Raw genomic sequence first — 22,615 nt, forward strand, 5'->3', positions numbered from 1 at the left:
ACTCTCCAATAAAGTTGAGTTGATTCTAAACTTCAAAACAGTTTTGCTTGGCTAGTGTTTCATTCACTAAACGTTTATTGTTCAGTTTTCAAAGAGCATTTTTTCGTTAGCGTTTATCAACGCCGACCCTTATTACTCTACCACATCATGCCCTTAAAAATCAAGAGTGTTTTTTTGGTAAAATAATTTAAGTGATCAAATCAAATCTCAAAAAATTAATAGTCGCAAGAACGACAAGAGTTATAATAACAAACCCAGTAACAGAATACAACAGGTATTTTTTGCAAATTATTGATAGATAAAAAGGTCTGAACAGAACCAGAACACAAGAACCGCAAAGAAATCTTTGCAACATTAGGAAGCTCAGCGATTGTTGAGCCTTTAGCCGACCGCTTATATAGATGGGGATTATCAATTCTTATCTACCAAAATAAATAAGGGGCAGGCGTATGCCTGCCCCTTATTCAAAGCTCACGGGAAATGAGCTTACATCATTCCCATGCCGCCCATTCCGCCCATGTCAGGCATAGCCGGTTTGTTTTCTTCAGGTTTATCAGCTACAACGCACTCAGTAGTGAGGAACATAGCAGCAACAGAAGCAGCGTTGGACAATGCGGAACGAGTTACTTTCGCAGCATCAACGATACCTTCTTCAAGCATATTTACCCATTGCTCAGTAGCAGCATTGAAACCAATGCCAACCGCTTCTTTTTTCAAGCGCTCAACGATTACAGAGCCTTCCAAACCAGCGTTTGCAGCGATTTGACGGATTGGCTCTTCGAGGGAGCGAAGAACGATTTGAACACCAACAGCTTCGTCGCCTTCAACTTTGATAGCTTCAACAGCTTTAATAGCGTTAATAAGAGTTGTACCGCCACCAGGAACGATACCTTCTTCAACCGCTGCGCGAGTAGAGTTGAGAGCGTCTTCGATACGAAGTTTTCTTTCTTTCAACTCAGTTTCAGTAGCAGCACCTACTTTGATTACCGCTACGCCGCCAGACAATTTCGCAAGGCGTTCTTGCAATTTTTCACGATCGAAATCGGAAGTAGTGTCTTGGATTTGTTGACGGATTTGAGCTACGCGAGCATCAATGTCCGCTTTGTTTCCAGCACCTTCAACGATTGTAGTGTTTTCTTTAGTAACAACAACTTTACCTGCGCGGCCAAGTTGAGTGATTTTGGTGGATTTGAGGTCAAGACCAAGCTCTTCAGTGATAACTTCCCCGCCAGTAAGCGTAGCGATATCACCAAGCATAGCTTTACGACGATCGCCAAAGCCAGGAGCTTTAACAGCAACCGCTGTGAAGGTACCACGAAGTTTGTTCACTACCAATGTAGCAAGCGCTTCGCCTTCTACGTCTTCAGCAATGATCAAGAGTGGTTTGCCGCTTTGTACCACTTGCTCAAGTACAGGCAGAACCTCTTGGATGTTGCCGATTTTCTTGTCAGTGATCAAAATGTATGGACTGTTCAATACAGCTTCCATTTTGTCAGTGTCAGTGATCATATATGGGGAAGCATATCCACGGTCGAATTGCATACCTTCTACTACTTCAAGTTCAGTAGCAAAACCTTTGGATTCTTCAACAGTGATAACACCGTCTTTGCCCACTTTTTCCATTGCTTCAGCGATCAAGTTACCTACTTCTTGATCATCAGCGGAGATAGCGGCAACTTGTGCGATAGACGCTTTGTTTTCCACTGGTTTCGCGATGGATTTGATTTCTTCAACAGCTGCGCGAACAGCTTTTTCCATACCGCGGCGGATCACCATTGGGTTAGCGCCAGCTGTTACGTTTTTCAAGCCTTCACGAATCATCGCGTAAGCCAATACAGTTGCAGTTGTAGTACCGTCACCAGCGATGTCGTTGGTTTTGGTTGCTACTTCTTTAACTAATTGAGCGCCCATGTTTTCATAAGCGTCTTCCAATTCGATTTCTTTTGCGATTGTTACACCGTCGTTAGTGATCAACGGAGAACCGAATTTCTTTTCCAATACAACGTTACGGCCTTTTGGACCGAGTGTTACTTTAACAGCGTTCGCCAACGCTTCAACACCGCGAAGCATAGAACGGCGAGCATCTTCAGAGAACTTGATTTGTTTAGCCATGAAAAACTCAACCTCCCAAGGTATGTGTTTGATTCATTCGATATGTCGAAAGTAATTAGCCAATGATCGCTAAGATATCGGATTCACGAAGAACGAGCAGTTCTTTGTTGTCTACTTTCACTTCGGTACCTGCGTATTTGGAGAAAATGACTTTGTCTCCTTCTTTGACTTCCAAAGCGATACGCTCACCGTTGTCAACTACGCGACCGGAACCGACAGCAACCACACGGCCTTCTTGTGGTTTCTCCTTAGCGGTGTCAGGCAAAAGAATACCGCTAGCAGTAGTTTCTTCTTTAGAGATTGGTTCGATTACTACACGGTCACCTAATGGCTTCAACACAAAAAACACCCTCCTCAAGAATGGAAAAGTAAAGTTATGGTTTGTTGTTAGCACTCGACTTAAGGGAGTGCTAACACCCAATTCCTATAATAAGCAATCACTGTTTTGTTTGCAAGTAGTTTCAACCACTTTTTTGCAATTTTGCGCTGGTCTCTTTTTTCAGTGAAAAACGTCCCCTCTCATTAGGGGACTGAAACGTCGGGGGATCGAAATATCTCGACATTTTTCATAAAAGTGGATGTGACCGTATAGCGGTCAACACTTTTGTCCCCCGAAGAGAAGGGAAAATGGTTATGACCGTTTGGTTTCCCACTCTACTATAGACGGAAGGGATTCTTCTTATACGGCAATCAATAAAGATCCGTCCATTTTCCAAAATTCTTCCCGTTTCTCTAGTTACTCTTCTCAGTTCTATTAATCTCTCAAGCTCATATAAATAGAGCAAGCAAGTTCAAATCTATCCACAAGGAGCGATCATATGATTCATAGGTGGCTTCTCCCAACAAGCGTCGGTCTCACCATTCTGATCATTGCCTCTTTGATTTGGGTCAAGCATGACTCGACTACTGTTCGCGCCGTCCCGCTTCCCTCACAACTTTACATTGACGGGAAAGAAGTAACTGCACAGGATCATCGCGGATTTTATTACAATGGGACAAGTTATGTGCCTGCTACACTAGAATATGAAGGAACACTATATGTGCCCCTTCGTCTGGTAGGCTCGAAACTGAATAAGTCCATTGGTTGGAGCGAAGAAAAAGCATCGATCTGGTTAGGCAACGCTCCTGCTCCGAAATCCGCCAAGTCCGCTCAAGCTGTGCCGGCAGTGAAACCCGTAGTGGCGCTGAATTCGACCAATGCACTGTCGGCTGTATCCGCATTTCAATCAGTTCAGACCCACAATTCAGGCCAAAAGATAAGCGAAAACCCGAAACAACCTCAGTCGCAGGAGAAAATTCAGTCTCAAAACCAACGTTCACGAGATGAACATCCCGCTTTATTCGGAATCTCTATCGGTGATTCGGTACAGCAAGTGCTAAAGTCGCTTGGCTCACCCGTTCGCCAGGAACCCAGCGCTCTCGGCTATGAATGGTATATTTACAAAAATGATTTCAATCGCTATCTTCAGGTCGGGGTTGCGAATGGCAAAGTGGTCGACCTCTATTCCAACTCCCCTGCCGCCACTCTGTTGAATATCGGGATCGGGACAAGCTACGAATCACTTAGCCGTAAACAGTCGCTCGCTCCAATTGTTTCGTTCACCTATTCCGATGCGCGGGTGGAAGTCTCCAATCAAACCAAACAAAAGCCGCTCGCCTTAATAGACGGAACTCCAGTTATCTTCTACCTCGATCAGCATGACCAGAATAAAGTAACCGCGATCCGTTTGCTTGATCGGTTGCAGCTCCTTCAAGGCGGGTTTTATGAGACTAAATGGACGTATCAAGGGAAAGCGCCCAATTTTGATCCGCCGCCGCTTTCCATTAAACAGCAGGAGCTTGTGAACGCTGCCCAAGAACGGCAAATTCTAGACCTCACGAATGTAATCCGCTATCGCCATAAACTGTCTTCCGTCAACTGGAATGACCAGGCGGCCAGAGTGGCAAAGGCCCATAGCGATGATATGGAAAGTCATCAGTTCTTTGATCACGTATCGACAACGACAGGACTCAATCCGTTTCAGCGTTTGCAAAAAGCGGGACTCCGCTATCAAATGGCGGGAGAAAATATTGCCGCCGGTTACCCTGACGCAATCGAAGCCGTTGAGAATTGGATGAACAGCCTGGGTCACCGGAAGAATATCCTTGAAAAAGGATATTCGGAACTGGGCGTTGGCGTTATGATGGATTATTACACGCAGGACTTCGTTACTCCAATGAAATAACTGAAATGAATAACCTTTTGGCGACAAAATAATAGCCCGCTATCCTTCGTGGATAGTCGGGCTTTTTTTGCATGAACGCGAGTCTGGGTCGCTTACTCCCGATGAATCAGCCTTCTCAATTCTTGGACAGAACCGCTAAATTCAAACAAATGCGTCTCCTCATCCTTGGAATGCAGGATGAGCCAGGGGTTCCTTTTCTCGCTTTTCGGCAAGACAATAAACATTTCCCGGATAGGAGATTGAATACTGGGCTCAAATTTTATCCGTTGTGGCGGTTGCAGTGGAATTTTGACAATGATCGACTTCTCCAACTGCGGCGACATCTCACTCACACGCCTGGTAACACTCGCAAGAATCGAACTCGCCACCTGTTGAAAGCTCTCCGAATTATCAATGGTTTCCACCACTTTTTCTTTATCCGTATCAAATATTTCTACCTGTTGGTAAGCAACTGGAGTGGCTGTGATTAGGAATAAACTAAGTAAAAGCGAATGCAGCATCCTCGTCTCTCCTCGTTGGCATTTCCCATAGTATGCCAATGGATAGAAAGATCATTCCCCTCCGCAAACAAAAATCCCCTGCCAGGAAGCAAGGGACATCATTTCGATTCATTTCGGTTCATGGTTCTTACGACTCACTCAATCCACCAGTCATTTCAGTAGATTCGTTCGCGTATTGACTTTCCCATTCCGCGTCTTCTTTTAGCTGTTTGCGGTAAATAATTCGCGATAACCCGACACTGATCTCATATAACCCAATTAACGGGATCGCCACGATGATAATGCTTAAAAAGTCGGATGGCGCGATGGTTGCCGCAATCACTGTCAAGCCAAGGTAAGCAACCCGGCGAAACTTGGACAGTCTCATCGGATTTAATATTCTCAGCCTCGTCAGGAAGATGACGACAATTGGCAACTCGAACAAGAATCCGAATGGAGTCACCGTATTGAACAAAAAGCTGAAGTATTGGGTGATCCCGTAACTAAGTGGAGCTCCAATCGAGTAGGTCACACCTGACATAAAACTCATAACCATCGGAAATACCACATAATAGCCAAAGATAAGACCAAGGATGAATAACAGAAAGGCTGCTGGTATAAATCCCAACGTTACCCGCCGCTCATTGGATCTCAGCCCCGGACTGACAAACCTCCAGATATGATAGAGAGCAACGGGCAATGTAACCAAGAAGCCGATGACCACCGCAAATTGTATATACACCTGAAAAGCATCTGAAGGGGAAAACGAGATAAGTGGAACACCTTTGGCCATCGGTTGGTCCTTAAGATACTGAATGGCCGGTCCCGCAAAATAGAATCCACCGCAGAGCGCCAGCACAAAAACAGCAATCACCCAAATGAGGCGCGTACGCAATTCGGCGAGGTGATCAAATAATGACATTTCATTATGTTTTTCCATTAAAGCACCTACCCTTTTGCAAGAAGAGACCTAGGTACTAGGTGTGTGTGCCTCTTTTTGGATTTTTTCACGCATCTCCGCTTCGATGCGTTCGCGAATTTCTTTTTCCAACTGAGCGCGGTCAACGGTTTCTGCAGGAGCGGAGGCTGTTGCTACGGTTGTGGCTTTTGCTGTGGTTTCTTGAATGAGTTGCGGTTTGGATTTAGGCTCTTCTTCTTCTTCGTCTTTGGTTAACCCACGAGTCGCACTCTTAAATTCTTTCAAGGTGTGCCCTACCGCGCGTCCCAACTCAGGCAGCTTTTTCGGTCCAAACAACACTAAAGCGAGTAACAAAATCAAAATTAAACCAGGAATTGAAATTGGATGCATCATGCTCACTCCATTCTTTTATTAGCAATGATTTAAACCACCGTATCCCAAGCGGGTAATGTCAGACTCTGTGATTCGCTCACCGATTAATACACGCGGCAAGAACACATCAAAAGAAGTATACGGTTCATACATCACCGCGCCCGGCAACCCCAGAATCGGAGTTTTTCCGGCATAGGCAATCATCATCATGGAACCTGGCAACATGGGGATACCGTATCGCACCACTTCTGTCGCTACTTCAGAGATCGCTCCTGGCGTACGATCATCGGGATCAACCGACATGCCGCCTGTCACTATCACAAGATCTACGGATTGATTGAGAAAACGCTCAATTTCTTGCTTGATCACGTCTTTATCGTCTGGCGTAAACCGTTGTTCTACTACTGCAGAGCCCAACGCTTCCACTTTGGAGCGAATGACCGGTCCAAACTTGTCTTCAATTCGTCCCTTAAATACTTCGCTACCCGTCGTGATCATTCCTACCCGCTTGGCAGGAAAAGGCAGAAGCTCGACTATAGGTTGTCCGTATGCGGCAACCATTGTTTCTAATTGTTCAACCCGCTTTGTCTCTATAATCAGCGGGGTAATACGGGCAACAGCCACAGCCTTGTTTTCCTCAACGACCAGATTAGTAAGAATGGTCGCAATGGAGATCGACTCAAGCTCATTGCATGCGTGTACCGCTTCTGCGTTAATTTTGACCAAGCCTTTATACTGGGCTTTGAGACTTACCTTCCCTTCATGTGGTTCGCTTAAAGTAAGACCCTCTCCTACAATAGACCGGGCAATTCGCTCAGCTGCTTCATTCTCGTGCAGGTATCCTTCTGGCATGTCTAGGATATATATATGTTCTTTTCCGATAGATAGAAGCGGTTCAATGTCTGCTTCTGTAATGACATGACCTTTTTTAAAAAGACGTCCCTTAAACTTACCAGGGATGATTTGGGTCATATCATGGGGAAGCACCAATCCTACAGCTTCTTGGACAGGTATTTCCCTAAACCGTGGTTTTACCATCCGTACCCGCCCCAGTCTTCGCTTGCTTCTTCAGTTCCCTGAAGGATATGAAGCGCATCTGAAAGCATATCGGCAATGGCGTTAAAACAAATCTCGACGCCTTTGGGATTCCCCGGCAGGTTAATAATGAGACTGTTTCCCCTTGTGCCAGCAACAGCACGGGTCAGCATCGCCCGACGTGACTGCTGCAAACCGACTCTTCTCATCTCTTCAGCAAGTCCAGGCACAGGTCGGTCGATCACCCAAGTGGTAACCTCTGGTGTCACATCACGCGGGCTTAAGCCTGTCCCACCTGCGACAATCAGCAAGTCACATTTCTCGCGGTCCACCAGTTCAATCATATTTTCTTGCAGAGTTTCCATATCATCTGATACAGCTCGATAGACAGCCACCTCGCCCTTTAACTGGTCACGAATCAGCTTTTGAAGCAATTGAATGCGGTCATCTGGTCGTTCTTTGCGTGAAATAGAATCACTAGCGCTTATAACCCCGATTTTCCAATTAGCCATAGATATACCCCCACTTTTATAGATTATACTATAATTGCTGTTTAGTACTTCTCAAATGTATGACAGATTCATTAAATTGTGTCTAATTCTTAACAAGACAATCATACGTGATATCGTGACTTTCTTTTGGCACACATTCGACAATTTGCTCGTTAAAGCAATAACCAACCAATAAGGGGCGATGATCAAGCGAACTGAGGAATCGGTCATAGAAGCCTCCTCCATATCCTAACCGACCGCCTTGTTGATCGAAGGCTACCCCCGGAAGAATCACCGCTTCCAGATCACATCGTTCTCCCTGCTTGGCAAAGTCCGGATCTGGCTCCTTAATCCCGTATGCACCTTGGCGCAATACCTGACCCTCGGAATAAACATAGGGGATCAATCGTTTTTCTTGTACATTCGTGACTGGAAGCCAGATCGTTTGTCCACGAGCTCTGGCCGCTTCAATAAAAGGAACTGTGTCAATCTCGCTACCGAATGAAAGAAACAGCATGATCGTTCGACAACGGGCCAAAGACTCTAGCGCGAGCAGGTTCCTGGCTGCTTGTACTGACTTGACCGCTCGATCTTCCGCGGGTATCGAGTCACGCTTGTTCAAGATCTGCTTTCTTAGCGCACGCTTCTGTTCCGCAATTGACATTCGTCTCTCCCCTTGTACCCGCTCTCTTACTTACGCTACACTAAAGCTATGAATTTTTTGAGGTGAAACTATGATCCTGTTACAAGCCGAAAATATAACGAAGACGTATGGTATTGAAACCATTTTACAAGATATTTCCTTGCAAGTACAAACAGGAGAACGCATTGGCCTTGTTGGTATTAATGGCGCCGGCAAATCTACGCTGATGAAAATTCTCTCTGGCGAATTAAGCTACGATTCAGGAATCGTTCGCAAGCCAAAAGATGTGACAATGGGCTATTTGTCTCAAAACGGCGGGCTTGAATCGGAGCGCTCCATCTGGGATGAATTGCTGTCCGTGTTTACCCATTTGCAAGCGGAAGAGCGCGCCTTGCGCCAACTGGAAGAAAAGATGGGCGATCCCGCCGTACTTGCCAACGAAAAGCAGTACAACCAAATTCTTGAGGATTACTCCAAGCGATCCGAACAATTCAAGGAACGCGGCGGATACAGCTACGAGGGCAGCATTCGCGGGGTTTTGCATGGGCTTAGATTTGCGGAGATGGACATCCAGACGCCGATCAAAACCTTAAGTGGAGGACAGAAAACACGCCTCGCCTTGGCCAAGCTGCTCCTGCAGGCTCCAGATATTTTGCTTTTGGACGAGCCAACCAACTATTTGGATATCGAGACGCTGACCTGGCTTGAAACCTATCTGTTAAATTACAAAGGGGCTATTCTTGTCGTTTCCCATGACCGCTACTTCCTGGACAAGCTTGTTACCATCGTCTATGAGATTGAGCGAACCAAAGCGACCCGCTATGTAGGCAACTACAGCAGGTTTCTTGACGAGAAGGCGATCCGAATCGAACAAGATATGCGCATGTATGAAAAACAACAGGATGAGATCTCCAAGCTGGAAGACTTCATTCAACGTAATATTGCAAGAGCTTCGACAACCAAACGGGCCCAAAGCCGCCGCAAAACACTAGAAAAAATCGATCGCATGGAAAAACCGATTGGCGGCACCAAGTCAGCCAACTTCTCTTTTGAGATCAACAAGATGAGCGGACATGAGGTTCTGAAGGTAAAAAATCTGAGTGTCGGTTACCCAGATGCCATTCTCTCTCGCCATCTGACCTTTGATATTGAGCGAGAAGAGCGGGTCGCGCTGGTAGGTCCCAACGGTATCGGCAAGTCGACACTGTTAAAAACCATTGTCAGCCAGCTTGAAACGCTTCATGGCACGATCCATATGGGTAGCAATGTAACGATCGGCTATTATGATCAGGAACAGCGCAACCTGAACGAAGCCAGAACGATTCTGTCCGAGCTGTGGGATGATTACCCGCACATGCCGGAAAAGGACGTCCGAACCATTCTCGGGAATTTTCTATTCAGCGGTGACGATGTGCAGAAAAAAATCGGAGAACTCTCAGGCGGCGAACGCGCTCGGGTCTCTCTTTCCAAGCTGATGTTGAAGGAAGCGAACTTCCTGATTTTTGACGAGCCGACAAACCATCTGGACATTATCAGCAAGGAAGTCTTGGAGAACGCCTTGTTCGATTATCCTGGGACAATTCTGTTCGTTTCCCATGACCGTTACTTCCTGAACAAGATTGCGACTCGCGTACTGGAGCTTTCCCCTGAAGGCGTGACCAGCTATCTCGGCAACTACGATTATTATGTGGAGAAAAAACAGGAGCTGGCTGAGCTGTCGCTGGAGCAAGCCAATTCAACAACCGCAAAAGGCGGTGGCAAAAACCAGGTGATCACGGCAAAAGCCGCGGATAAATCCTCCTATGAGCTGGATAAAGAAGCAAAGCGGCGCGAAAGACAACGCCAGCGCCGAATCGAAGAAATTGAACAAACCATCTCCCAGCTAGAAGCCTCTATCGCCCAGTGGGAAGAAGAGTTGTGCCAGCCTGAAGTGTACGCGGATCATCAGCAGGTCAAAAATCGCAACGATCTGATCAGTCACGCGCGTACGGAGATGGAGAGGCTGTTTGAGGAATGGGGCGAACTGTCCGAGGATTAGCCTTGTGACGCCTCACCCTCAGCATCCATCAAAGCGGCATACAATACAGGAATCACAAAAAAGATGATCGAGGTAGCCGCAGATACGATCCCCGAATCGTTCAAGATCAAGGTGGCGATGGAACCGGCAATGATGCCGCCAAATCCACGAACCAAGGTGGGATAGCGAAGCGACAGAGTTTTGAGAAACTGTTGGGGTCGCAAACTCAAAAGACCGATCACCAAAAGAGAAACCACGAAAACCTTGCTCCAGGCGGAGATTCGAATCAGCCGAAGATTCATCTGCAGTTTACGTTCAATGATCTGAACGACTTGTGTCCAGTTTCCATTCAGGATATCATGCGCCACACGGCCGATATGTGTCGTTGGCTGTCCCGGCTGTACGTGCAGCCAAACTAAAATCAGAATCCCGACGCCAAGGCCCCCTCCCACGTAGAGGAGGCCTTTTTTGCCTAGATGCCATTCCTGCAAACGGAACAGCGTGATTCCAAAGCCCACCATGCCCGCAAGAAATCCGCCGGCATTGGTTCCTAAGGTTGGATATGCCATGTAAAACAGCACAAAGGCAAACAAACAGCTCCCAAGTACCAGACACCTTGCTCCTCTTCTTCTCCATCCCTCATAAAGTGCCGAGACCAGAAGAATCATGGAACCGATCAATACGCCTTCATATTCGTTGCCCAGCCCATAAAATCTCGCGGCAATCACGGGGTCATATCCCATGTATGAGCGGCTCATCGCTTTGGCCCCAGTAAACCCATCGATGAGAATGCAGACTGTTGTAAACCCAGCAACAGCTAGGAGCAATTGAGGAAAAGGAAGTCGTTCTACCAACAGTGCTCCACCAAAAGCAAGAAGAACGATGACACCCAAAACAAGCAATGGCGGCGTATTGGCCAGCATGATGGGCTCAAGCAGAAACAGCGCTGGAAAGAAGAGCATAGCCAATAGCCACAACCGAATCGCCCTGCGATAATCTAATTCTTCACTCGTTCGAACTCGTTTGCGCCAAATCCAGATAACCGAAGCAAGGACGAGGGTAAAAATCTGCAGCATGACGTAGATGTACAGGATCGTGGGGCGATTTTGATAGATATGATTGATTCGTTCGATTTCCAGCATAAACTGCGGAAAGGTGGATGGAACGGATGGATCCGTTGTAATTGGGTAGCCAATCGACTGAGGCGGAACAGGAATCTGCAGCCAATCTAAAATCGTGGGCAGAAGATCCAGCCCATTCGCTACACCGCTTTGTCTTGTAGTCTGGGAGGTTAACACGCCGCTTGGCTGTCCATTTTTCCAAGTAAGCAGCGGGGTAAGCAGGGATTTTTCTTTTTGTGACTGATCATTGGGGTTGACGGACAAAAGCATAACCAACTGACCCGGATTCTGGTTAGCCAGTATGGTACCGATGAATGAGTCCATCTCTCCTAAAATCTGCGCATAGAGGCGATTAAAATAGAGGGGAGCCGTATCGGTTCGCAAGGAATAAAGTCTAGCCAAATCCCCAAGTTCAACAACATGCAGGCCAGAACGATTCTCTTGAAGAATTCGCTTCGCCAGATAAGGGTAATCTGTGCGTATTCCATACGGATAGGCTGCTTCCTGTTGAAGGCAACGTTTTGAAACATCGCCTTCCCCAATTCTTCCGTACTGATCCATGGCGAACAGGGCGGCATTCCGCTTTCTTTCCCAAAGGGTATCGGCATTTCCGTACACCGATACAATGAGACCCGCTTGACGGATGGAGCTCCCGAGTAAACCCAGAGACGGATTATACGGTTTGTCCTGGTTCTCCGTTAGCAGCCTGTTGATCCCGGGAAAAACAATGGAATCTTGAATCGGTGTTTCTAGATGGGCTGACCCATTTAATTGAGAGTACCATTGCCCAGCTGTCACTCCCTCTTTATACATCTCATCCCACTGATACGCCGTCCCGCTTCTTTCGGTATAGAGAGCCTGTCCCCCACTTCCGCTCATCAGGTAGGCACTTGGGTCATTGCGCTGCCCCACCGGACGTAAAGTCAGAGCTCCATACCCCGCTTTCGGCAATAAGTTATGCACATGTGGGTAAGTGATTAAACGAGATAGATCGGTAAAAGACATCCCGTCAACGAAGATCATGATGACCTGCTTATTCTCAACAGTTTGCTTCGCATTATCGGCATAAACGCACGCTGTTTGTGAGTACAAAATCATGAGTGAAAAGGTCCATGTAACGAACCATCGACTAATCCATGTGTAAAGCATTTGCTCCTCCTGTGTATAATCGGACCCTAACGCAGTGAATCAAGGCAGATTGTTTACGGATTATCCACAGGTTTATCCACAAACTCCACAGAATCATCCACAATATCATTCCCCGATTGTTCAACTGCTAAGGAAGTTATCACCATTATTCACAGGTTTCCAATATCTCATCCACATGGATTCTGGATAAGAGATGTGGATAAAAGTAGAAAAGACTTCGTCCCTTTTCGCTCTGTGGAAGTTCGCAAAGAAGTGGAAAAGTCCGCTCTCTCACTCCGAAAGGGAGTCGCCAAACGCTTCGCGCCCCTACGGGGTTGGGTGGCGACTCTTCTCCCTTTCTCCTTTCCTGCGCTAGGCTTCACTTCCAAGGAGGCTGTGTTTCGACCCCCCGATGAGAGGGGGCAAGCGGACGAAGTCTTTTCTAAGCGGGCGAATGGAGGGAATGTTCAATTACTTTACCTCTATATAGCAATTGAACATTCCGATATTGCAAAGAAAAAATCCCTTTTACCCCTTAGGATAAAAAGGATTCTCGTAAGGACAGACTCGGTACTCCGTTCAAATCGAGTGAAGCAAATTTTCCTTTTTGATAAAGAATAGTTCCAGCCGCTGCGATCATGGCCGCATTATCTGTGCAATAGACAAGCGGTGGTGTGATCAGATGGATTCCTTCTTCCTGACAGCGAGCCGTTAACTTCTCACGCAAACCCCTGTTGGCTGCCACCCCGCCTGCCAGAAGGACTTGTCTGGCTCCATATTCTTTCGTGGCGCGAATGGTTTTTTCGACCAGAACCTCAACGACGGAGGATTGAAAACTTGCGGCCAGATTAGCGGGCTCGATGGTTTCTCCCCGCTGTTCGGCATTATGTAAGGTGTTCAACACCGCCGATTTGAGTCCGCTAAAGCTAAAATCATAAGAGTTCGGCTCTAACCAGGCTCTCGGTAAAACAATATTCGCTTCTCCCTCATGGGCCAAGCGGTCAATATGCGGTCCGCCCGGATAAGGAAGCTTCAGGGAACGAGCCACTTTGTCGTAGGCTTCTCCTGCGGCGTCATCTCGGGTTTGACCCAGAATCTCAAAATCTCCGTGCTCTTTCATATAGACAAGCTCTGTGTGACCGCCGGAAACCACAAGGGCAATCAACGGAAACTCCATTTCTTCCACCAGACGGTTCGCGTAGATATGACCAGCGATGTGATGAACTCCAATCAACGGAATCCCTTTGGCGTAGGAGATCGCTTTGGCAGCTGATACACCAACCAGCAGGGCGCCAACCAGTCCCGGACCATACGTGACCGCGATGGCTGAGATATCATCCAAAGTCTTACCCGCTTGCTCCATGGCCTCTTCAATCGTCGCAGTAATATTCTCCACATGGCGGCGAGAAGCAACCTCTGGCACTACGCCACCAAATCGTTTGTGAATGTCTATTTGAGAAGCAATGACATTGGACAGGACGATTCTGCCATCTTGCACAATAGAGGCTGAGGTTTCGTCACAGCTTGTTTCAATTCCCAGAATCAGCGTCGGTTGATTGGATTGAAGATCACGCTGATACTTTTCTTTGGTACGTTGTTCATAGCGTGTTTGTTGTTTATTCACTTAGATTCACCCACATAATTATGGCATCTTCGTTGTTATCGGAATAGTATTTTTTGCGTCGTCCATGTTCCTCGAAGCCCAGTTTCGTGTATAAGTTACGGGCTATCTCATTGGATGGACGGACTTCCAAGGTCATTCGTAAGCCGCCTAGCGCCAATGCCAACTCCATCATCTGCCGCATCAGCTTCTCACCAACTCCCAGCCCACGAGCTTCTGGATGAACAGCAATGTTGGTAATATGCGCCTCATCAATGATCAACCACATCCCACAATAGGCAATGAGCCGATTCCCTTGATAAACCACCACATATTTAGCGTGCTGATTAATCGTCATTTCATTCTCGAAGGCCTCTTTGGGCCACGGCGTACTAAAGGAGAGTTGTTCCAGCTCGGCAACTGCCTCGACATCCTCCAGGGTCATGAATCGAAATTCAAGTTCCTCTTCTCTCGTCTCCATCTTGATCCCTTCTTATCTAACTTAATCCAGTTTGTTCGGATACTACTTCTTCTGCTCCTGTGTCGCTAACCACTTGGCCTCCGCTTCCGCCACCTGCAAATATTCTGGCACCAGTTCATGGATATTGCCGGCTTCCGTTAACAGCTGGGCTCCCATAATGGCGATATGAGCGGCACGCGGATGCTGAAAAGACACTGGAGCAAACACGGCTTGTTCGCCCACCACTTCTTCTATCGTCTCCTTGTGCAAACGCAGATCTTCTCCGAGAAACAGAATCGGTTTGTGGTCCGCTTGTTCCACAACCATCGGCAACCAATCACGTAATAGAATGATTCGCTCGGTCAACGTTTCTTCCAGCAATCCAAATGATCGGGACCGGTAACAGCCTGTGTAGACCTGACCTCGTCTGGCATCGAACAACGGAATAATCGGCCCATCGAAGCCCAGCGCATTCATAGCGACCACCTTCAGACTCGATACGCCTACGACCGGTACACCAAGCGACCAGCCCATACTTTTGGCGGCAGATACCCCGATTCTGACTCCAGTATAGGATCCCGGGCCATGTGCGACCGCAATTCCATCCAGGTCTTCTGGAGCAACATCAAGCTCGTCTAACAGCATGGAGATGCTATCCATGAGACGAATGGAGTGATTTTTATTCAGATTGGTTGTCCATTCACCCAATACACGGGTTTCATCTGCCAGCGCAACGCTGGATACCAAATTGGATGTATCAATTCCCAAAATCCGCATCTATACCTAACTCCTCACATAATGCCTCGTAACGCTTTCCTTTTGGGGCAAGGCTGCATACTCGATTCTGTTCATGGTCAACGGTCAATGTAAGCTCCAACCGTTCCTTTGGCAACACTTCCTGAATAAGTGATGCCCACTCCACTACACAAACCCCGTCCCCGTAAAAGTACTCGTCAAGCCCTAACGAATCGACGTCATCTCCCACTCGATAGACATCCATATGGTAAAGCGGCAAGCGCCCTATGTATTCCTTGATAATCGTAAAGGTTGGGCTGTTCACGATGTCGGTGACACCCAAGCCACGAGCCAAGCCTTGAGTAAAGGTGGTCTTGCCCGCTCCCAGATCGCCTTCCATCGTTAACAGGTCTCCCGCCTGGAGATACCTGGCCAACCTTTCGGCGAACTGCTGGGTTTCCTTCGTATCACGCAAAGTTACGAGTAATTCCACGCTATTCGCCTCCTTCCTGTTTGCGAAAATGATTTACCATTCAATTCGTTCGTCCCGCTCATTATACCCTAGACGGCTTGATTGCCGCCACGTTGGGCAGTTCCTCCAGCCTTAGTTTCCCCTTGCATCTTCCGCAGACATAACGAGCCGGGTTCATTTTCCGCTTTCGTTTATAAGATAACCCACATTCGGTACAAACCAGCTGATACCGATACGGTTGCGGTTGTTTCATTTTGGCTTTGCTTACTCGCTGGCAGTACCTTGTTCCTCCTACCTGCTTCAACAAGATTTTGAAATCCGGATCCTGATGCTTGTACCCTCTACCTTCCAGATGCAAATGATAGTGACACAATTCATGTTTGATGATGCCAATCAGCTCTTGTTCTCCATGCTCCTGGTAGTGAAGGGGATTAAACTCCAGATTATGCGTCTTCAAGAGATAGCGGCCGCCAGTCGATCTCAAACGGGAATTAAATGTGGCAACGTGACGGAAAGGCCTAGCAAAATGCTGTTCTGAAATGGTTTCCACCAAACGCTGCAGTTCTGAATCCGTCATAATTGCCCCGACCCCTTCCGTTCAGTTTGTCAAATGTACAATTGGCGAAACAATGCTTGAATTCACTTTGAAGGATACGCTACACTTGTCCATGAAAGCAATAGGCTTACACACTTTTTATGCAGGAGGAAGCCATGCATTATCTATTATTACAAGAAACAGACAAGCTCTTGTTTGTCTCCCTGCCTGGAACACACATGTACCAATTCGTCGCGTTATTAAAACGACTGCATAAGGAAATTGACAAACTAACTATTTCGGATCGTCCCGCTTTGCCAACAATGATCGGTGAATGTACAGGATTGGAGCTACTCTCTGCCAACTATTCCGTCATCGAAGGAATTGCATACGTAAATGAGCTGGAACAACAATTCGCTCGCTTGAAAGAAACCGAGTACCCGCTGATTTCACTGTTGACCGAAATTCGCGCGCTGCTCGCTCAGCTGGAGTATCTCCAAGAAGAAGACGAATCCGAGTAATTCCGTTCAGTTAGACAGGTACCTCCTACCCGTAACCCACATAGACTGCTATTGAGGGATCAGGGCAGGAGGTGTTTTTATGCCGCAGTGGATGCGCAAACAGCTTCAGCGCGCCTTCTTTGGCAAGGATGTTCGTCAAATCCGCTTACTTAACAGTTGCTGGTTCTTATACTTAGAAAAGCACAGTAGCCGTCCACAAGACTAGGACGGCTACTTTTTTGTGTGAGGCCCCGACAAGGCGCAAGCGTTGGTACAGCCTGGTCGGTAGTTTACTCCTGTTTCTCAGGCGGAATCATCGTGAGTCCGACACGTTGTCTTTTCTCATCGATTTCAACAACCCAAACATCGACAATCTCACCAACGGAGACGACATCAAGCGGATGCTTCACAAATCCTTTGCGAAGCTGCGAAATGTGCACCAATCCGTCATTTTTCAATCCGATATCCACAAACGCGCCAAAGTCCACCACATTACGCACCGTTCCCTGAAGCTTCATGCCTTTGACCAAATCCGTCAGCTTCAGGACATCGGTATGCAACAATGGTTTCGGCAACTCGTCACGAGGGTCGCGTCCCGGTCGAAGCAAGCTGTCTACAATGTCTTTTAGCGTAGGTTCGCCAATGTTCATTTTCTCTGCTGTCTCGCTAAGATTGATCCGCGACAAGCTTTCTTTGCACGCTTCTGTTCCGATCTCTTCCGGACGAATGCCTAGCTCGTTTAAAAGCTGCTTGGTCGCATCATAAGATTCAGGGTGAATAGGCGTTTTGTCTAACGGATTCTCTCCATCGACAATCCGCAGGAACCCGATACATTGTTCATAGGTTTTGGCTCCAAGGCGAGGAACCTTTTTCAATTGCTGGCGGCTGCTGAATTTGCCCAGCTCTTCCCGTTGCTTCACGATATTCGTCGCTACTTGTTTGCTAATACCTGAAACATACCGCAACAGTGAAGCGGATGCTGTATTCACGTCCACTCCCACGTGGTTAACGGCTGATTCTACCACGAACTGCAAACTGTCAGACAGCTTCGACTGAGAGACATCATGCTGATATTGTCCAACCCCGACGGATTTGGGATCGATTTTCACCAGTTCGGCCAACGGATCTTGCAGGCGTCTCGCAATGGAGATCGCGCTTCGCTCCGCTACGTCTAGCTCAGGGAACTCTTCCTTCGCCAGTGTGGAGGCGGAGTAAACGGATGCGCCGGCTTCATTCACGATGATGTAGAACACATCTCGCTTCACTTCCTTCAGCAAGTCGGCAATAAACTGTTCAGTCTCACGCGAAGCCGTTCCGTTCCCAATCGTAATCACTTCAATGTTAAAGGTCTCGATTAAATCTTTGATGCGAGCTTTGGCTTCTTCCACTTTATTGACAGGCGGTGTCGGGTAAATTACGGACACATGCAGCATTTTTCCCGTTTCATCCACGACAGCGAGCTTGCAGCCAGTTCGATAAGCAGGGTCGACCCCTAGCACCATTTTTCCTTTTAACGGCGGTTGTAACAAGAGATTCCGCAAGTTCTCGGAGAAAATGTGAATTGCTCGCTCTTCCGCTACTTCAGTGAGATTGTTGCGAACCTCCCGTTCGATCGAAGGGGCGATCAGACGCTTGTAGCTGTCTTCTATCGTTGCTTCAAGAATGTCCTGCACCGAGGTTTGTTTGGTAATCACTCGCCGCTGTAAATAGCGATGAATATCATCGACAGGAGCCTCGATGGACACCTTGAGGATTCCTTCATTCTCTCCGCGGTTGATCGCCAGTACACGGTGCGGAACGATTTTTTTCAGCGGTTCGTTGTACGCGTAGTACATCTGATAGACGTTTTTGCCGTCCGCTTCCTGTTCCTTTTGTTCCGTGACCAGCATTCCTTTTTGGAATGTGGTCTCACGAATCCACTTGCGTATGTCAGCGTCGTCAGAAATCTGCTCAGCGATGATATCCATGGCGCCTTGCAGAGCCTCTTCGGCTGTCTCTACCCCTTTTTCAGGGTTAATATATGTCTGGGCTTCCAGAGTAGGATCGCCTTGGACTGGCAAACTCATCAGGTACAGCGCAAGCGGTTCTAGTCCTTTTTCCTTGGCAACCGTTGCTCTTGTACGTCGCTTCTGGCGGTACGGACGATATAAATCCTCTACTTCCTGCAGCTTCGTTGCCGCCTGAATCGCTTGGGACAGTTCTTCCGTCAGCTTGCCTTGTTCCTCAATGAGACGTAGCACTTCATCTTTGCGTACAGTCAGATTGCGTAAGTAACGTACTCTCTCTTCCACTGTGCGGATTTGAGTCTCGTCTAGCTGCCCCGTCATTTCTTTGCGGTAACGCGCAATAAAAGGAACAGTGTTTCCCTCATCCAATAAGTTGATCGTTTGCTCGACCTGATGCGGTTTGACCTGCAGCTCATGCGCAATCGTTAGCGTCATTTGTTTGATATCCATCCGCTACTCCTCCTGATCCAACTTAAGCTCCAATCATTGTACCACAAATTAGGGAATCTCATTGGATGTCGGGCGGACAAAACCAGCAGGCCGTTGTGCATTGGGTGGGTGGCTCTATTAAAAAAAGCCGCCGAATAATCGACCGCTTTGCTCCAATATTCAGGATTAAAATGAATAATATGATCCGCATGATTACTTTTTTACGTTAATGGTTTCATCTAAACGTATCGCTTCTCGCAGCTTATGAAGCGCTCTTCGTTGCAGACGAGAGATGTGCATCTGAGAGATTCCCAAGACTTCTCCCGCTTGTTTTTGACTGAGATTTTCGTAAAAGGTTAGAGAAATGACCTTTTTTTCTCGCTCGGTCAAGACATGGAACAAGTTGGAGATTAACATCTCCTGATCGATCTTCTCATATCCGTTATCCGCTTGTCCGATCAAATCCAACAATGTAACGGTGTTGCCGTCCATTTCCGCTTCAATTTCACTGTCCATCGACAATGAATGATAGTTGCGTCCCATCTCCAGGGTCTCCAGCACTTCCTCCTCGCTTACCTTGACAAAAGCGGCAATGTCCGCGATTTGTGGTGAGCGCTGGAGCTGTATGGTCAACTCATCGATCGCTTTCTTGATTCGAGGCCCCAATTCCTTAATGCGGCGGGGAACATGGACGCTCCATGTCTTATCTCGCATGTAGCGTTTAATCTCTCCCACAATGGTTGGAACGGCAAAGCTTTCAAAGCTTCTACCAAAAGAGGCGTCGTAACGCCTGAAAGCCGCCAATAGTCCAATCATCCCTACCTGACGCAGATCCTCAACCATCTCATGTCTGCGAGCAAATCGACTTGCCAACGATTCTACCAAGTCCCGGTAATAAAGGACCAATTCGGTTTGAATTTCGGGCGTGGGATTTTCTTTTAACTGTTCAATCAGCGCGTAGGCATCTTCTTTACTCAGTCCGTGTCTGCGAGGATTCGTTGTCAACATAAGCCACCTCATCCCGCTGCACATATTTGACCATTTCAATCAGGATACCATCATCTGATCTGATTTCTACTTGATCCATCAGTGTATGAATCAAATAAAGCCCCAAACCGCCTTCCGTAAGTTCTTCAAGCTCTTTTGTCGGATCGAGCGGAGCCATTTTAATTTGAGAAGCATCAAAACTTTTTCCTTTGTCCGATACTTGAACCACCAGACGGTCCTCGTGAAGCGTACTTGTGATGGTGAATGTGCCGGTTTGTCCGCCTTCATAAGCATGCCGAACCGAATTCGTACACGCTTCGGCAACCGCCAACTTGATATCTTCTATCTCGTCATAAGCAAAGCCCATTCGATTAGCCACACCTGACATGAGTAAACGAGCGATTCCGATAAACTCTACATCAGCGGGCAATGTCAGTTCGATTACTTTGTCTGCATGTTGTTCGCTCATTTTGGCTTCTCTCCTTGCAACGGTTTAATCGTCACGACCTCAGTAAGCCCAGTAATTCTGAATAAGCGTTCAATCCGCGGAGGCACATTCTCCAAAACAAGCTGCAGGCCTTTCGCCTTGCAGGTTTTTAAGGCGCCGATGATGACTCCTACCCCCGTACTGTCCATATAGATAACCTCGGTTAAATCAAGAACAACCACCTGGACGTCCGCTTGCTGCATCAGTGATACCAATGATTCTTTCAATTGGGGTGCCGTAAAAGCGTCTACCTCCCCACCTGCAAACAATACATCCTGTCCCTTGTCATTTCTCTTGGTTCGAAGTGACAAATTCAATTCCGTTCCCCCCATAAGTTCTACAGAAGTCAACCTACTCCCATATGTAATCGTATCTTCTTCTATGGTTGCCTACGTAGTACCAGCATTGTATAGTCGTCAGGTAGATCAAAGTTGGAAATTTGCAGTAATCGATGATACAGATCATCCACAATCTGTTGGGCCGTACTCCCCACCTTCCTCCTGATTAAGTGGATCAGGTCCTCTCTTTGCATAAAGGTGTCCCCTATTTTTCTTTCGGTTACTCCATCGGTCAAAAGGATGACCATATCGCCAGGATTCAGTTCAATCAGATATTCCTGGTAGGTTACATCTTCGGCAATCCCCAGCGCCATGCCCTGACCTTCCAGATCGTAAAAGGCATCTTCTGCGGCGCGGTAAATAAAGCCTGGCTCGTGACCTGCGACAGAGTAATGAAACTGATGTTTATCTTGTTCATATCGACCAAACAACATGGTAATAAACATACTGGGGTCAATATTTTTTCCTACAGCATTGTTCAGATAACGAAGCATCAGTCGTGGGGTGATCTGGGCGACCGTCATGCTGTCCATCCCATATTTGATCATCGACATGCAGAGCGCGGCAGGTACTCCCTTCCCTACAATATCCGCTATGGCGACACTGAAATCACCATTCATGTGCTGATAGAAATTATAGTAATCTCCACTCATTCTCTTGGCCGGGACACTGATGATGCCGACTTCCAATTGAGGAACGGACGGTAGCCAATCAGTCAAGAAGGTCTGTTGCATGGTCGCCGCAACTTCTATCTCTTGCTCCAGCTGTCTCTGCTTATGGCGAAGAGAGTGAAATTCGCGGAAAGCATTCCCGTATTCCATCATCACTTCCATTAACAACTGAAAGGAATCCCGAACAAATTCAGGCAGCTCTTTTACTTGTTGAAGCGCCTGCAAGTGCAGATCCACTACGTTTTCAGGAGCAACGCCATGAGTAAAAAACCACTTGCTCAATTGCTGTCCAAAGTATAGCTGGTCTTCTCCTCGACCCTCCAAGTACGCGCGCAAGAGTTCCTCGTACTGTTTCTCCAACTGCTGCTGGACCATTAATTCGGCTCCCTCCTCCATTTCACAACTGATACATAGGTTCCTTGAAGGATATTCTCTATAGTAAATTCGTCCATTAATCGTTTCACACCCGGAAGTCCGGCACCCAAACCTCCTGAAGTTGAAAAACCATCCTCCATCGCTCTACGGATATCTGGAATCCCCGGACCTCGATCCTTCGCCTGTATACGAAGGCCCAACATTCCTTCTCGCTCAATCGTATCAATGGTAATCGTCCCCACGTAGGCATAGAGAAAAATATTCCGCGCCAGCTCCGAGATTACCGTCGCAATCCGAGATTGTTCAATATTGCCGAACGCAAAATCCTTTGCGATCGATCTGCCAATATGCCGTGCAGTGACAATATCTTGTTCTGTATGAATCTGTAAGCATACTGGCATGTCCATCAAAGCGGGACTCCCTTCGCAAAGCAATGGAAAATAATGTCTAATTTTGTCTAAAACTCTTTACGAGTAAA

24 protein-coding genes are annotated in these 22,615 nt (G+C 47.3%); 4 read left to right on the forward strand and 20 right to left on the reverse strand.

Annotated features, from left to right (window positions below):
- Positions 1-486 precede the first annotated feature (486 nt).
- Together groL and groES are read right to left on the reverse strand one after the other, a co-directional pair.
- The gene (groL, locus tag ACQCN2_RS21765; RefSeq protein WP_426931066.1) at positions 487-2,112 is read right to left on the reverse strand and encodes a chaperonin GroEL; all 1,626 of its coding nucleotides are present in this window, start codon (positions 2,110-2,112) and stop codon (positions 487-489) included.
- A gap of 55 nt (positions 2,113-2,167) precedes the next feature.
- A complete protein-coding gene (groES, locus tag ACQCN2_RS21770) occupies positions 2,168-2,452 on the reverse strand; it encodes a co-chaperone GroES (protein ID WP_426931067.1) in 285 nt (94 codons plus the stop codon).
- 478 nt (positions 2,453-2,930) lie between these two features.
- Here groES and ACQCN2_RS21775 point away from each other — a divergent pair, with 478 nt between their 5' ends.
- Positions 2,931-4,337, forward strand: coding sequence for a CAP domain-containing protein (locus ACQCN2_RS21775; RefSeq protein WP_426931068.1), 1,407 nt, complete (start codon positions 2,931-2,933; stop codon positions 4,335-4,337).
- A 92-nt stretch (positions 4,338-4,429) separates the two neighbouring features.
- On the opposite strand, the gene ACQCN2_RS21780 is transcribed toward ACQCN2_RS21775, so the two are convergent.
- The 6 genes from ACQCN2_RS21780 to ACQCN2_RS21805 all read right to left on the reverse strand — a co-directional run bounded on the left by ACQCN2_RS21780 (position 4,430) and on the right by ACQCN2_RS21805 (position 8,297).
- A complete protein-coding gene (locus ACQCN2_RS21780; protein WP_426931069.1) occupies positions 4,430-4,837 on the reverse strand; it encodes a hypothetical protein in 408 nt (135 codons plus the stop codon).
- 127 nt (positions 4,838-4,964) lie between these two features.
- Positions 4,965-5,756 (reverse strand): twin-arginine translocase subunit TatC, encoded by a 792-nt coding sequence (tatC, locus tag ACQCN2_RS21785; RefSeq protein ID WP_426931070.1) that lies wholly within the window; start codon positions 5,754-5,756, stop codon positions 4,965-4,967.
- A gap of 30 nt (positions 5,757-5,786) precedes the next feature.
- Positions 5,787-6,128: a twin-arginine translocase TatA/TatE family subunit gene (gene tatA, locus ACQCN2_RS21790; RefSeq protein WP_426931071.1), complete on the reverse strand. Its 342-nt coding sequence runs from the start codon at positions 6,126-6,128 to the stop codon at positions 5,787-5,789.
- A gap of 18 nt (positions 6,129-6,146) precedes the next feature.
- Positions 6,147-7,145, reverse strand: coding sequence for a molybdopterin-binding protein (locus ACQCN2_RS21795; protein WP_426931072.1), 999 nt, complete (start codon positions 7,143-7,145; stop codon positions 6,147-6,149).
- Positions 7,139-7,654 (reverse strand): MogA/MoaB family molybdenum cofactor biosynthesis protein, encoded by a 516-nt coding sequence (locus ACQCN2_RS21800; protein WP_426931073.1) that lies wholly within the window; start codon positions 7,652-7,654, stop codon positions 7,139-7,141. The genes ACQCN2_RS21795 and ACQCN2_RS21800 overlap by 7 nt, the downstream gene beginning before the upstream one ends.
- An 82-nt stretch (positions 7,655-7,736) precedes the next feature.
- Positions 7,737-8,297, reverse strand: a complete 561-nt coding sequence (locus ACQCN2_RS21805) for a 5-formyltetrahydrofolate cyclo-ligase (protein ID WP_426931074.1) — start codon at positions 8,295-8,297, stop codon at positions 7,737-7,739.
- A 70-nt stretch (positions 8,298-8,367) separates the two neighbouring features.
- Here ACQCN2_RS21805 and ACQCN2_RS21810 point away from each other — a divergent pair, with 70 nt between their 5' ends.
- On the forward strand, positions 8,368-10,314 hold the full coding sequence (locus ACQCN2_RS21810) for an ABC-F family ATP-binding cassette domain-containing protein (RefSeq protein WP_426931075.1): 1,947 nt from the start codon (positions 8,368-8,370) through the stop codon (positions 10,312-10,314).
- Here the strand turns inward: ACQCN2_RS21810 and ACQCN2_RS21815 are convergent.
- The 6 genes from ACQCN2_RS21815 to ACQCN2_RS21840 all read right to left on the reverse strand — a co-directional run bounded on the left by ACQCN2_RS21815 (position 10,311) and on the right by ACQCN2_RS21840 (position 16,386).
- Complete coding sequence (locus tag ACQCN2_RS21815) at positions 10,311-12,563, reverse strand: hypothetical protein (protein ID WP_426931076.1); 2,253 nt, start codon at positions 12,561-12,563, stop codon at positions 10,311-10,313. The genes ACQCN2_RS21810 and ACQCN2_RS21815 overlap by 4 nt on opposite strands.
- A gap of 514 nt (positions 12,564-13,077) precedes the next feature.
- On the reverse strand, positions 13,078-14,166 hold the full coding sequence (gene tsaD / locus ACQCN2_RS21820) for a tRNA (adenosine(37)-N6)-threonylcarbamoyltransferase complex transferase subunit TsaD (protein WP_426931077.1): 1,089 nt from the start codon (positions 14,164-14,166) through the stop codon (positions 13,078-13,080).
- Positions 14,159-14,623: a ribosomal protein S18-alanine N-acetyltransferase gene (gene rimI / locus ACQCN2_RS21825; RefSeq protein WP_426931078.1), complete on the reverse strand. Its 465-nt coding sequence runs from the start codon at positions 14,621-14,623 to the stop codon at positions 14,159-14,161. Before rimI ends, tsaD begins: the two co-directional genes overlap by 8 nt.
- A 42-nt stretch (positions 14,624-14,665) precedes the next feature.
- Positions 14,666-15,379 carry a tRNA (adenosine(37)-N6)-threonylcarbamoyltransferase complex dimerization subunit type 1 TsaB gene (gene tsaB, locus ACQCN2_RS21830; protein WP_426931079.1) on the reverse strand — a complete coding sequence of 238 codons (714 nt, stop codon included), beginning with the start codon at positions 15,377-15,379 and terminating at the stop codon, positions 14,666-14,668.
- Positions 15,360-15,830, reverse strand: a complete 471-nt coding sequence (gene tsaE / locus ACQCN2_RS21835; protein WP_426931080.1) for a tRNA (adenosine(37)-N6)-threonylcarbamoyltransferase complex ATPase subunit type 1 TsaE — start codon at positions 15,828-15,830, stop codon at positions 15,360-15,362. The genes tsaB and tsaE overlap by 20 nt, the downstream gene beginning before the upstream one ends.
- 61 nt (positions 15,831-15,891) lie before the next feature.
- Positions 15,892-16,386, reverse strand: coding sequence for a SprT family protein (locus ACQCN2_RS21840; protein ID WP_426931081.1), 495 nt, complete (start codon positions 16,384-16,386; stop codon positions 15,892-15,894).
- A 134-nt stretch (positions 16,387-16,520) separates the two neighbouring features.
- On the opposite strand from ACQCN2_RS21840, the gene ACQCN2_RS21845 reads away from it, so the two are divergent.
- Both ACQCN2_RS21845 and cmpA read left to right on the forward strand, forming a co-directional pair.
- Entirely contained in the window at positions 16,521-16,865 is a 345-nt protein-coding gene (locus tag ACQCN2_RS21845) for a hydrolase/acyltransferase (protein WP_426931082.1), read from the forward strand.
- A gap of 79 nt (positions 16,866-16,944) precedes the next feature.
- Positions 16,945-17,070, forward strand: a complete 126-nt coding sequence (cmpA, locus tag ACQCN2_RS21850) for a cortex morphogenetic protein CmpA (RefSeq protein WP_426931083.1) — start codon at positions 16,945-16,947, stop codon at positions 17,068-17,070.
- Positions 17,071-17,134: 64 nt separating this feature from the next.
- Here the strand turns inward: cmpA and ACQCN2_RS21855 are convergent, their stop codons facing one another.
- From ACQCN2_RS21855 to ACQCN2_RS21880, 6 genes are all read right to left on the reverse strand, one after another.
- Positions 17,135-19,300 (reverse strand): Tex family protein, encoded by a 2,166-nt coding sequence (locus tag ACQCN2_RS21855; RefSeq protein ID WP_426931084.1) that lies wholly within the window; start codon positions 19,298-19,300, stop codon positions 17,135-17,137.
- Between the two features lie 192 nt (positions 19,301-19,492).
- Positions 19,493-20,284: an RNA polymerase sigma factor SigB gene (sigB, locus tag ACQCN2_RS21860; RefSeq protein WP_426931186.1), complete on the reverse strand. Its 792-nt coding sequence runs from the start codon at positions 20,282-20,284 to the stop codon at positions 19,493-19,495.
- Positions 20,250-20,735 carry an anti-sigma B factor RsbW gene (gene rsbW, locus ACQCN2_RS21865; RefSeq protein WP_426931085.1) on the reverse strand — a complete coding sequence of 162 codons (486 nt, stop codon included), beginning with the start codon at positions 20,733-20,735 and terminating at the stop codon, positions 20,250-20,252. Before rsbW ends, sigB begins: the two co-directional genes overlap by 35 nt.
- Positions 20,732-21,070 (reverse strand): anti-sigma factor antagonist, encoded by a 339-nt coding sequence (locus tag ACQCN2_RS21870; RefSeq protein WP_426931086.1) that lies wholly within the window; start codon positions 21,068-21,070, stop codon positions 20,732-20,734. Before ACQCN2_RS21870 ends, rsbW begins: the two co-directional genes overlap by 4 nt.
- 62 nt (positions 21,071-21,132) lie before the next feature.
- Entirely contained in the window at positions 21,133-22,137 is a 1,005-nt protein-coding gene (locus ACQCN2_RS21875) for a PP2C family protein-serine/threonine phosphatase (protein ID WP_426931087.1), read from the reverse strand.
- On the reverse strand, positions 22,137-22,544 hold the full coding sequence (locus ACQCN2_RS21880) for an anti-sigma regulatory factor (RefSeq protein ID WP_426931088.1): 408 nt from the start codon (positions 22,542-22,544) through the stop codon (positions 22,137-22,139). Before ACQCN2_RS21880 ends, ACQCN2_RS21875 begins: the two co-directional genes overlap by 1 nt.
- Positions 22,545-22,615: the final 71 nt, after the last annotated feature.

The organism is Brevibacillus ginsengisoli, assembly GCF_050113715.1.
GTDB lineage: Bacteria > Bacillota > Bacilli > Brevibacillales > Brevibacillaceae > Brevibacillus_H > Brevibacillus_H ginsengisoli.

What these genes read in the sequence shown, in the direction of transcription:
- ACQCN2_RS21855 (WP_426931084.1), bottom strand. Translation starts at nt 19,300, where the DNA reads ATGGATATCAAACAAATGACGCTAACGATTGCGCATGAGCTGCAGGTC.
- tsaB (WP_426931079.1), bottom strand. Translation starts at nt 15,379, where the DNA reads ATGCGGATTTTGGGAATTGATACATCCAATTTGGTATCCAGCGTTGCG.
- ACQCN2_RS21880 (WP_426931088.1), bottom strand. Translation starts at nt 22,544, where the DNA reads ATGGACATGCCAGTATGCTTACAGATTCATACAGAACAAGATATTGTC.
- tatA (WP_426931071.1), bottom strand. Translation starts at nt 6,128, where the DNA reads ATGATGCATCCAATTTCAATTCCTGGTTTAATTTTGATTTTGTTACTC.
- cmpA (WP_426931083.1), top strand. Translation starts at nt 16,945, where the DNA reads ATGCCGCAGTGGATGCGCAAACAGCTTCAGCGCGCCTTCTTTGGCAAG.
- ACQCN2_RS21845 (WP_426931082.1), top strand. Translation starts at nt 16,521, where the DNA reads ATGCATTATCTATTATTACAAGAAACAGACAAGCTCTTGTTTGTCTCC.
- tatC (WP_426931070.1), bottom strand. Translation starts at nt 5,756, where the DNA reads ATGGAAAAACATAATGAAATGTCATTATTTGATCACCTCGCCGAATTG.
- rsbW (WP_426931085.1), bottom strand. Translation starts at nt 20,735, where the DNA reads ATGAGCGAACAACATGCAGACAAAGTAATCGAACTGACATTGCCCGCT.
- groL (WP_426931066.1), bottom strand. Translation starts at nt 2,112, where the DNA reads ATGGCTAAACAAATCAAGTTCTCTGAAGATGCTCGCCGTTCTATGCTT.
- ACQCN2_RS21800 (WP_426931073.1), bottom strand. Translation starts at nt 7,654, where the DNA reads ATGGCTAATTGGAAAATCGGGGTTATAAGCGCTAGTGATTCTATTTCA.
- rimI (WP_426931078.1), bottom strand. Translation starts at nt 14,623, where the DNA reads ATGGAGACGAGAGAAGAGGAACTTGAATTTCGATTCATGACCCTGGAG.
- ACQCN2_RS21810 (WP_426931075.1), top strand. Translation starts at nt 8,368, where the DNA reads ATGATCCTGTTACAAGCCGAAAATATAACGAAGACGTATGGTATTGAA.
- ACQCN2_RS21805 (WP_426931074.1), bottom strand. Translation starts at nt 8,297, where the DNA reads ATGTCAATTGCGGAACAGAAGCGTGCGCTAAGAAAGCAGATCTTGAAC.
- ACQCN2_RS21840 (WP_426931081.1), bottom strand. Translation starts at nt 16,386, where the DNA reads ATGACGGATTCAGAACTGCAGCGTTTGGTGGAAACCATTTCAGAACAG.
- ACQCN2_RS21815 (WP_426931076.1), bottom strand. Translation starts at nt 12,563, where the DNA reads ATGCTTTACACATGGATTAGTCGATGGTTCGTTACATGGACCTTTTCA.
- ACQCN2_RS21875 (WP_426931087.1), bottom strand. Translation starts at nt 22,137, where the DNA reads ATGGTCCAGCAGCAGTTGGAGAAACAGTACGAGGAACTCTTGCGCGCG.
- ACQCN2_RS21780 (WP_426931069.1), bottom strand. Translation starts at nt 4,837, where the DNA reads ATGCTGCATTCGCTTTTACTTAGTTTATTCCTAATCACAGCCACTCCA.
- ACQCN2_RS21795 (WP_426931072.1), bottom strand. Translation starts at nt 7,145, where the DNA reads ATGGTAAAACCACGGTTTAGGGAAATACCTGTCCAAGAAGCTGTAGGA.
- ACQCN2_RS21775 (WP_426931068.1), top strand. Translation starts at nt 2,931, where the DNA reads ATGATTCATAGGTGGCTTCTCCCAACAAGCGTCGGTCTCACCATTCTG.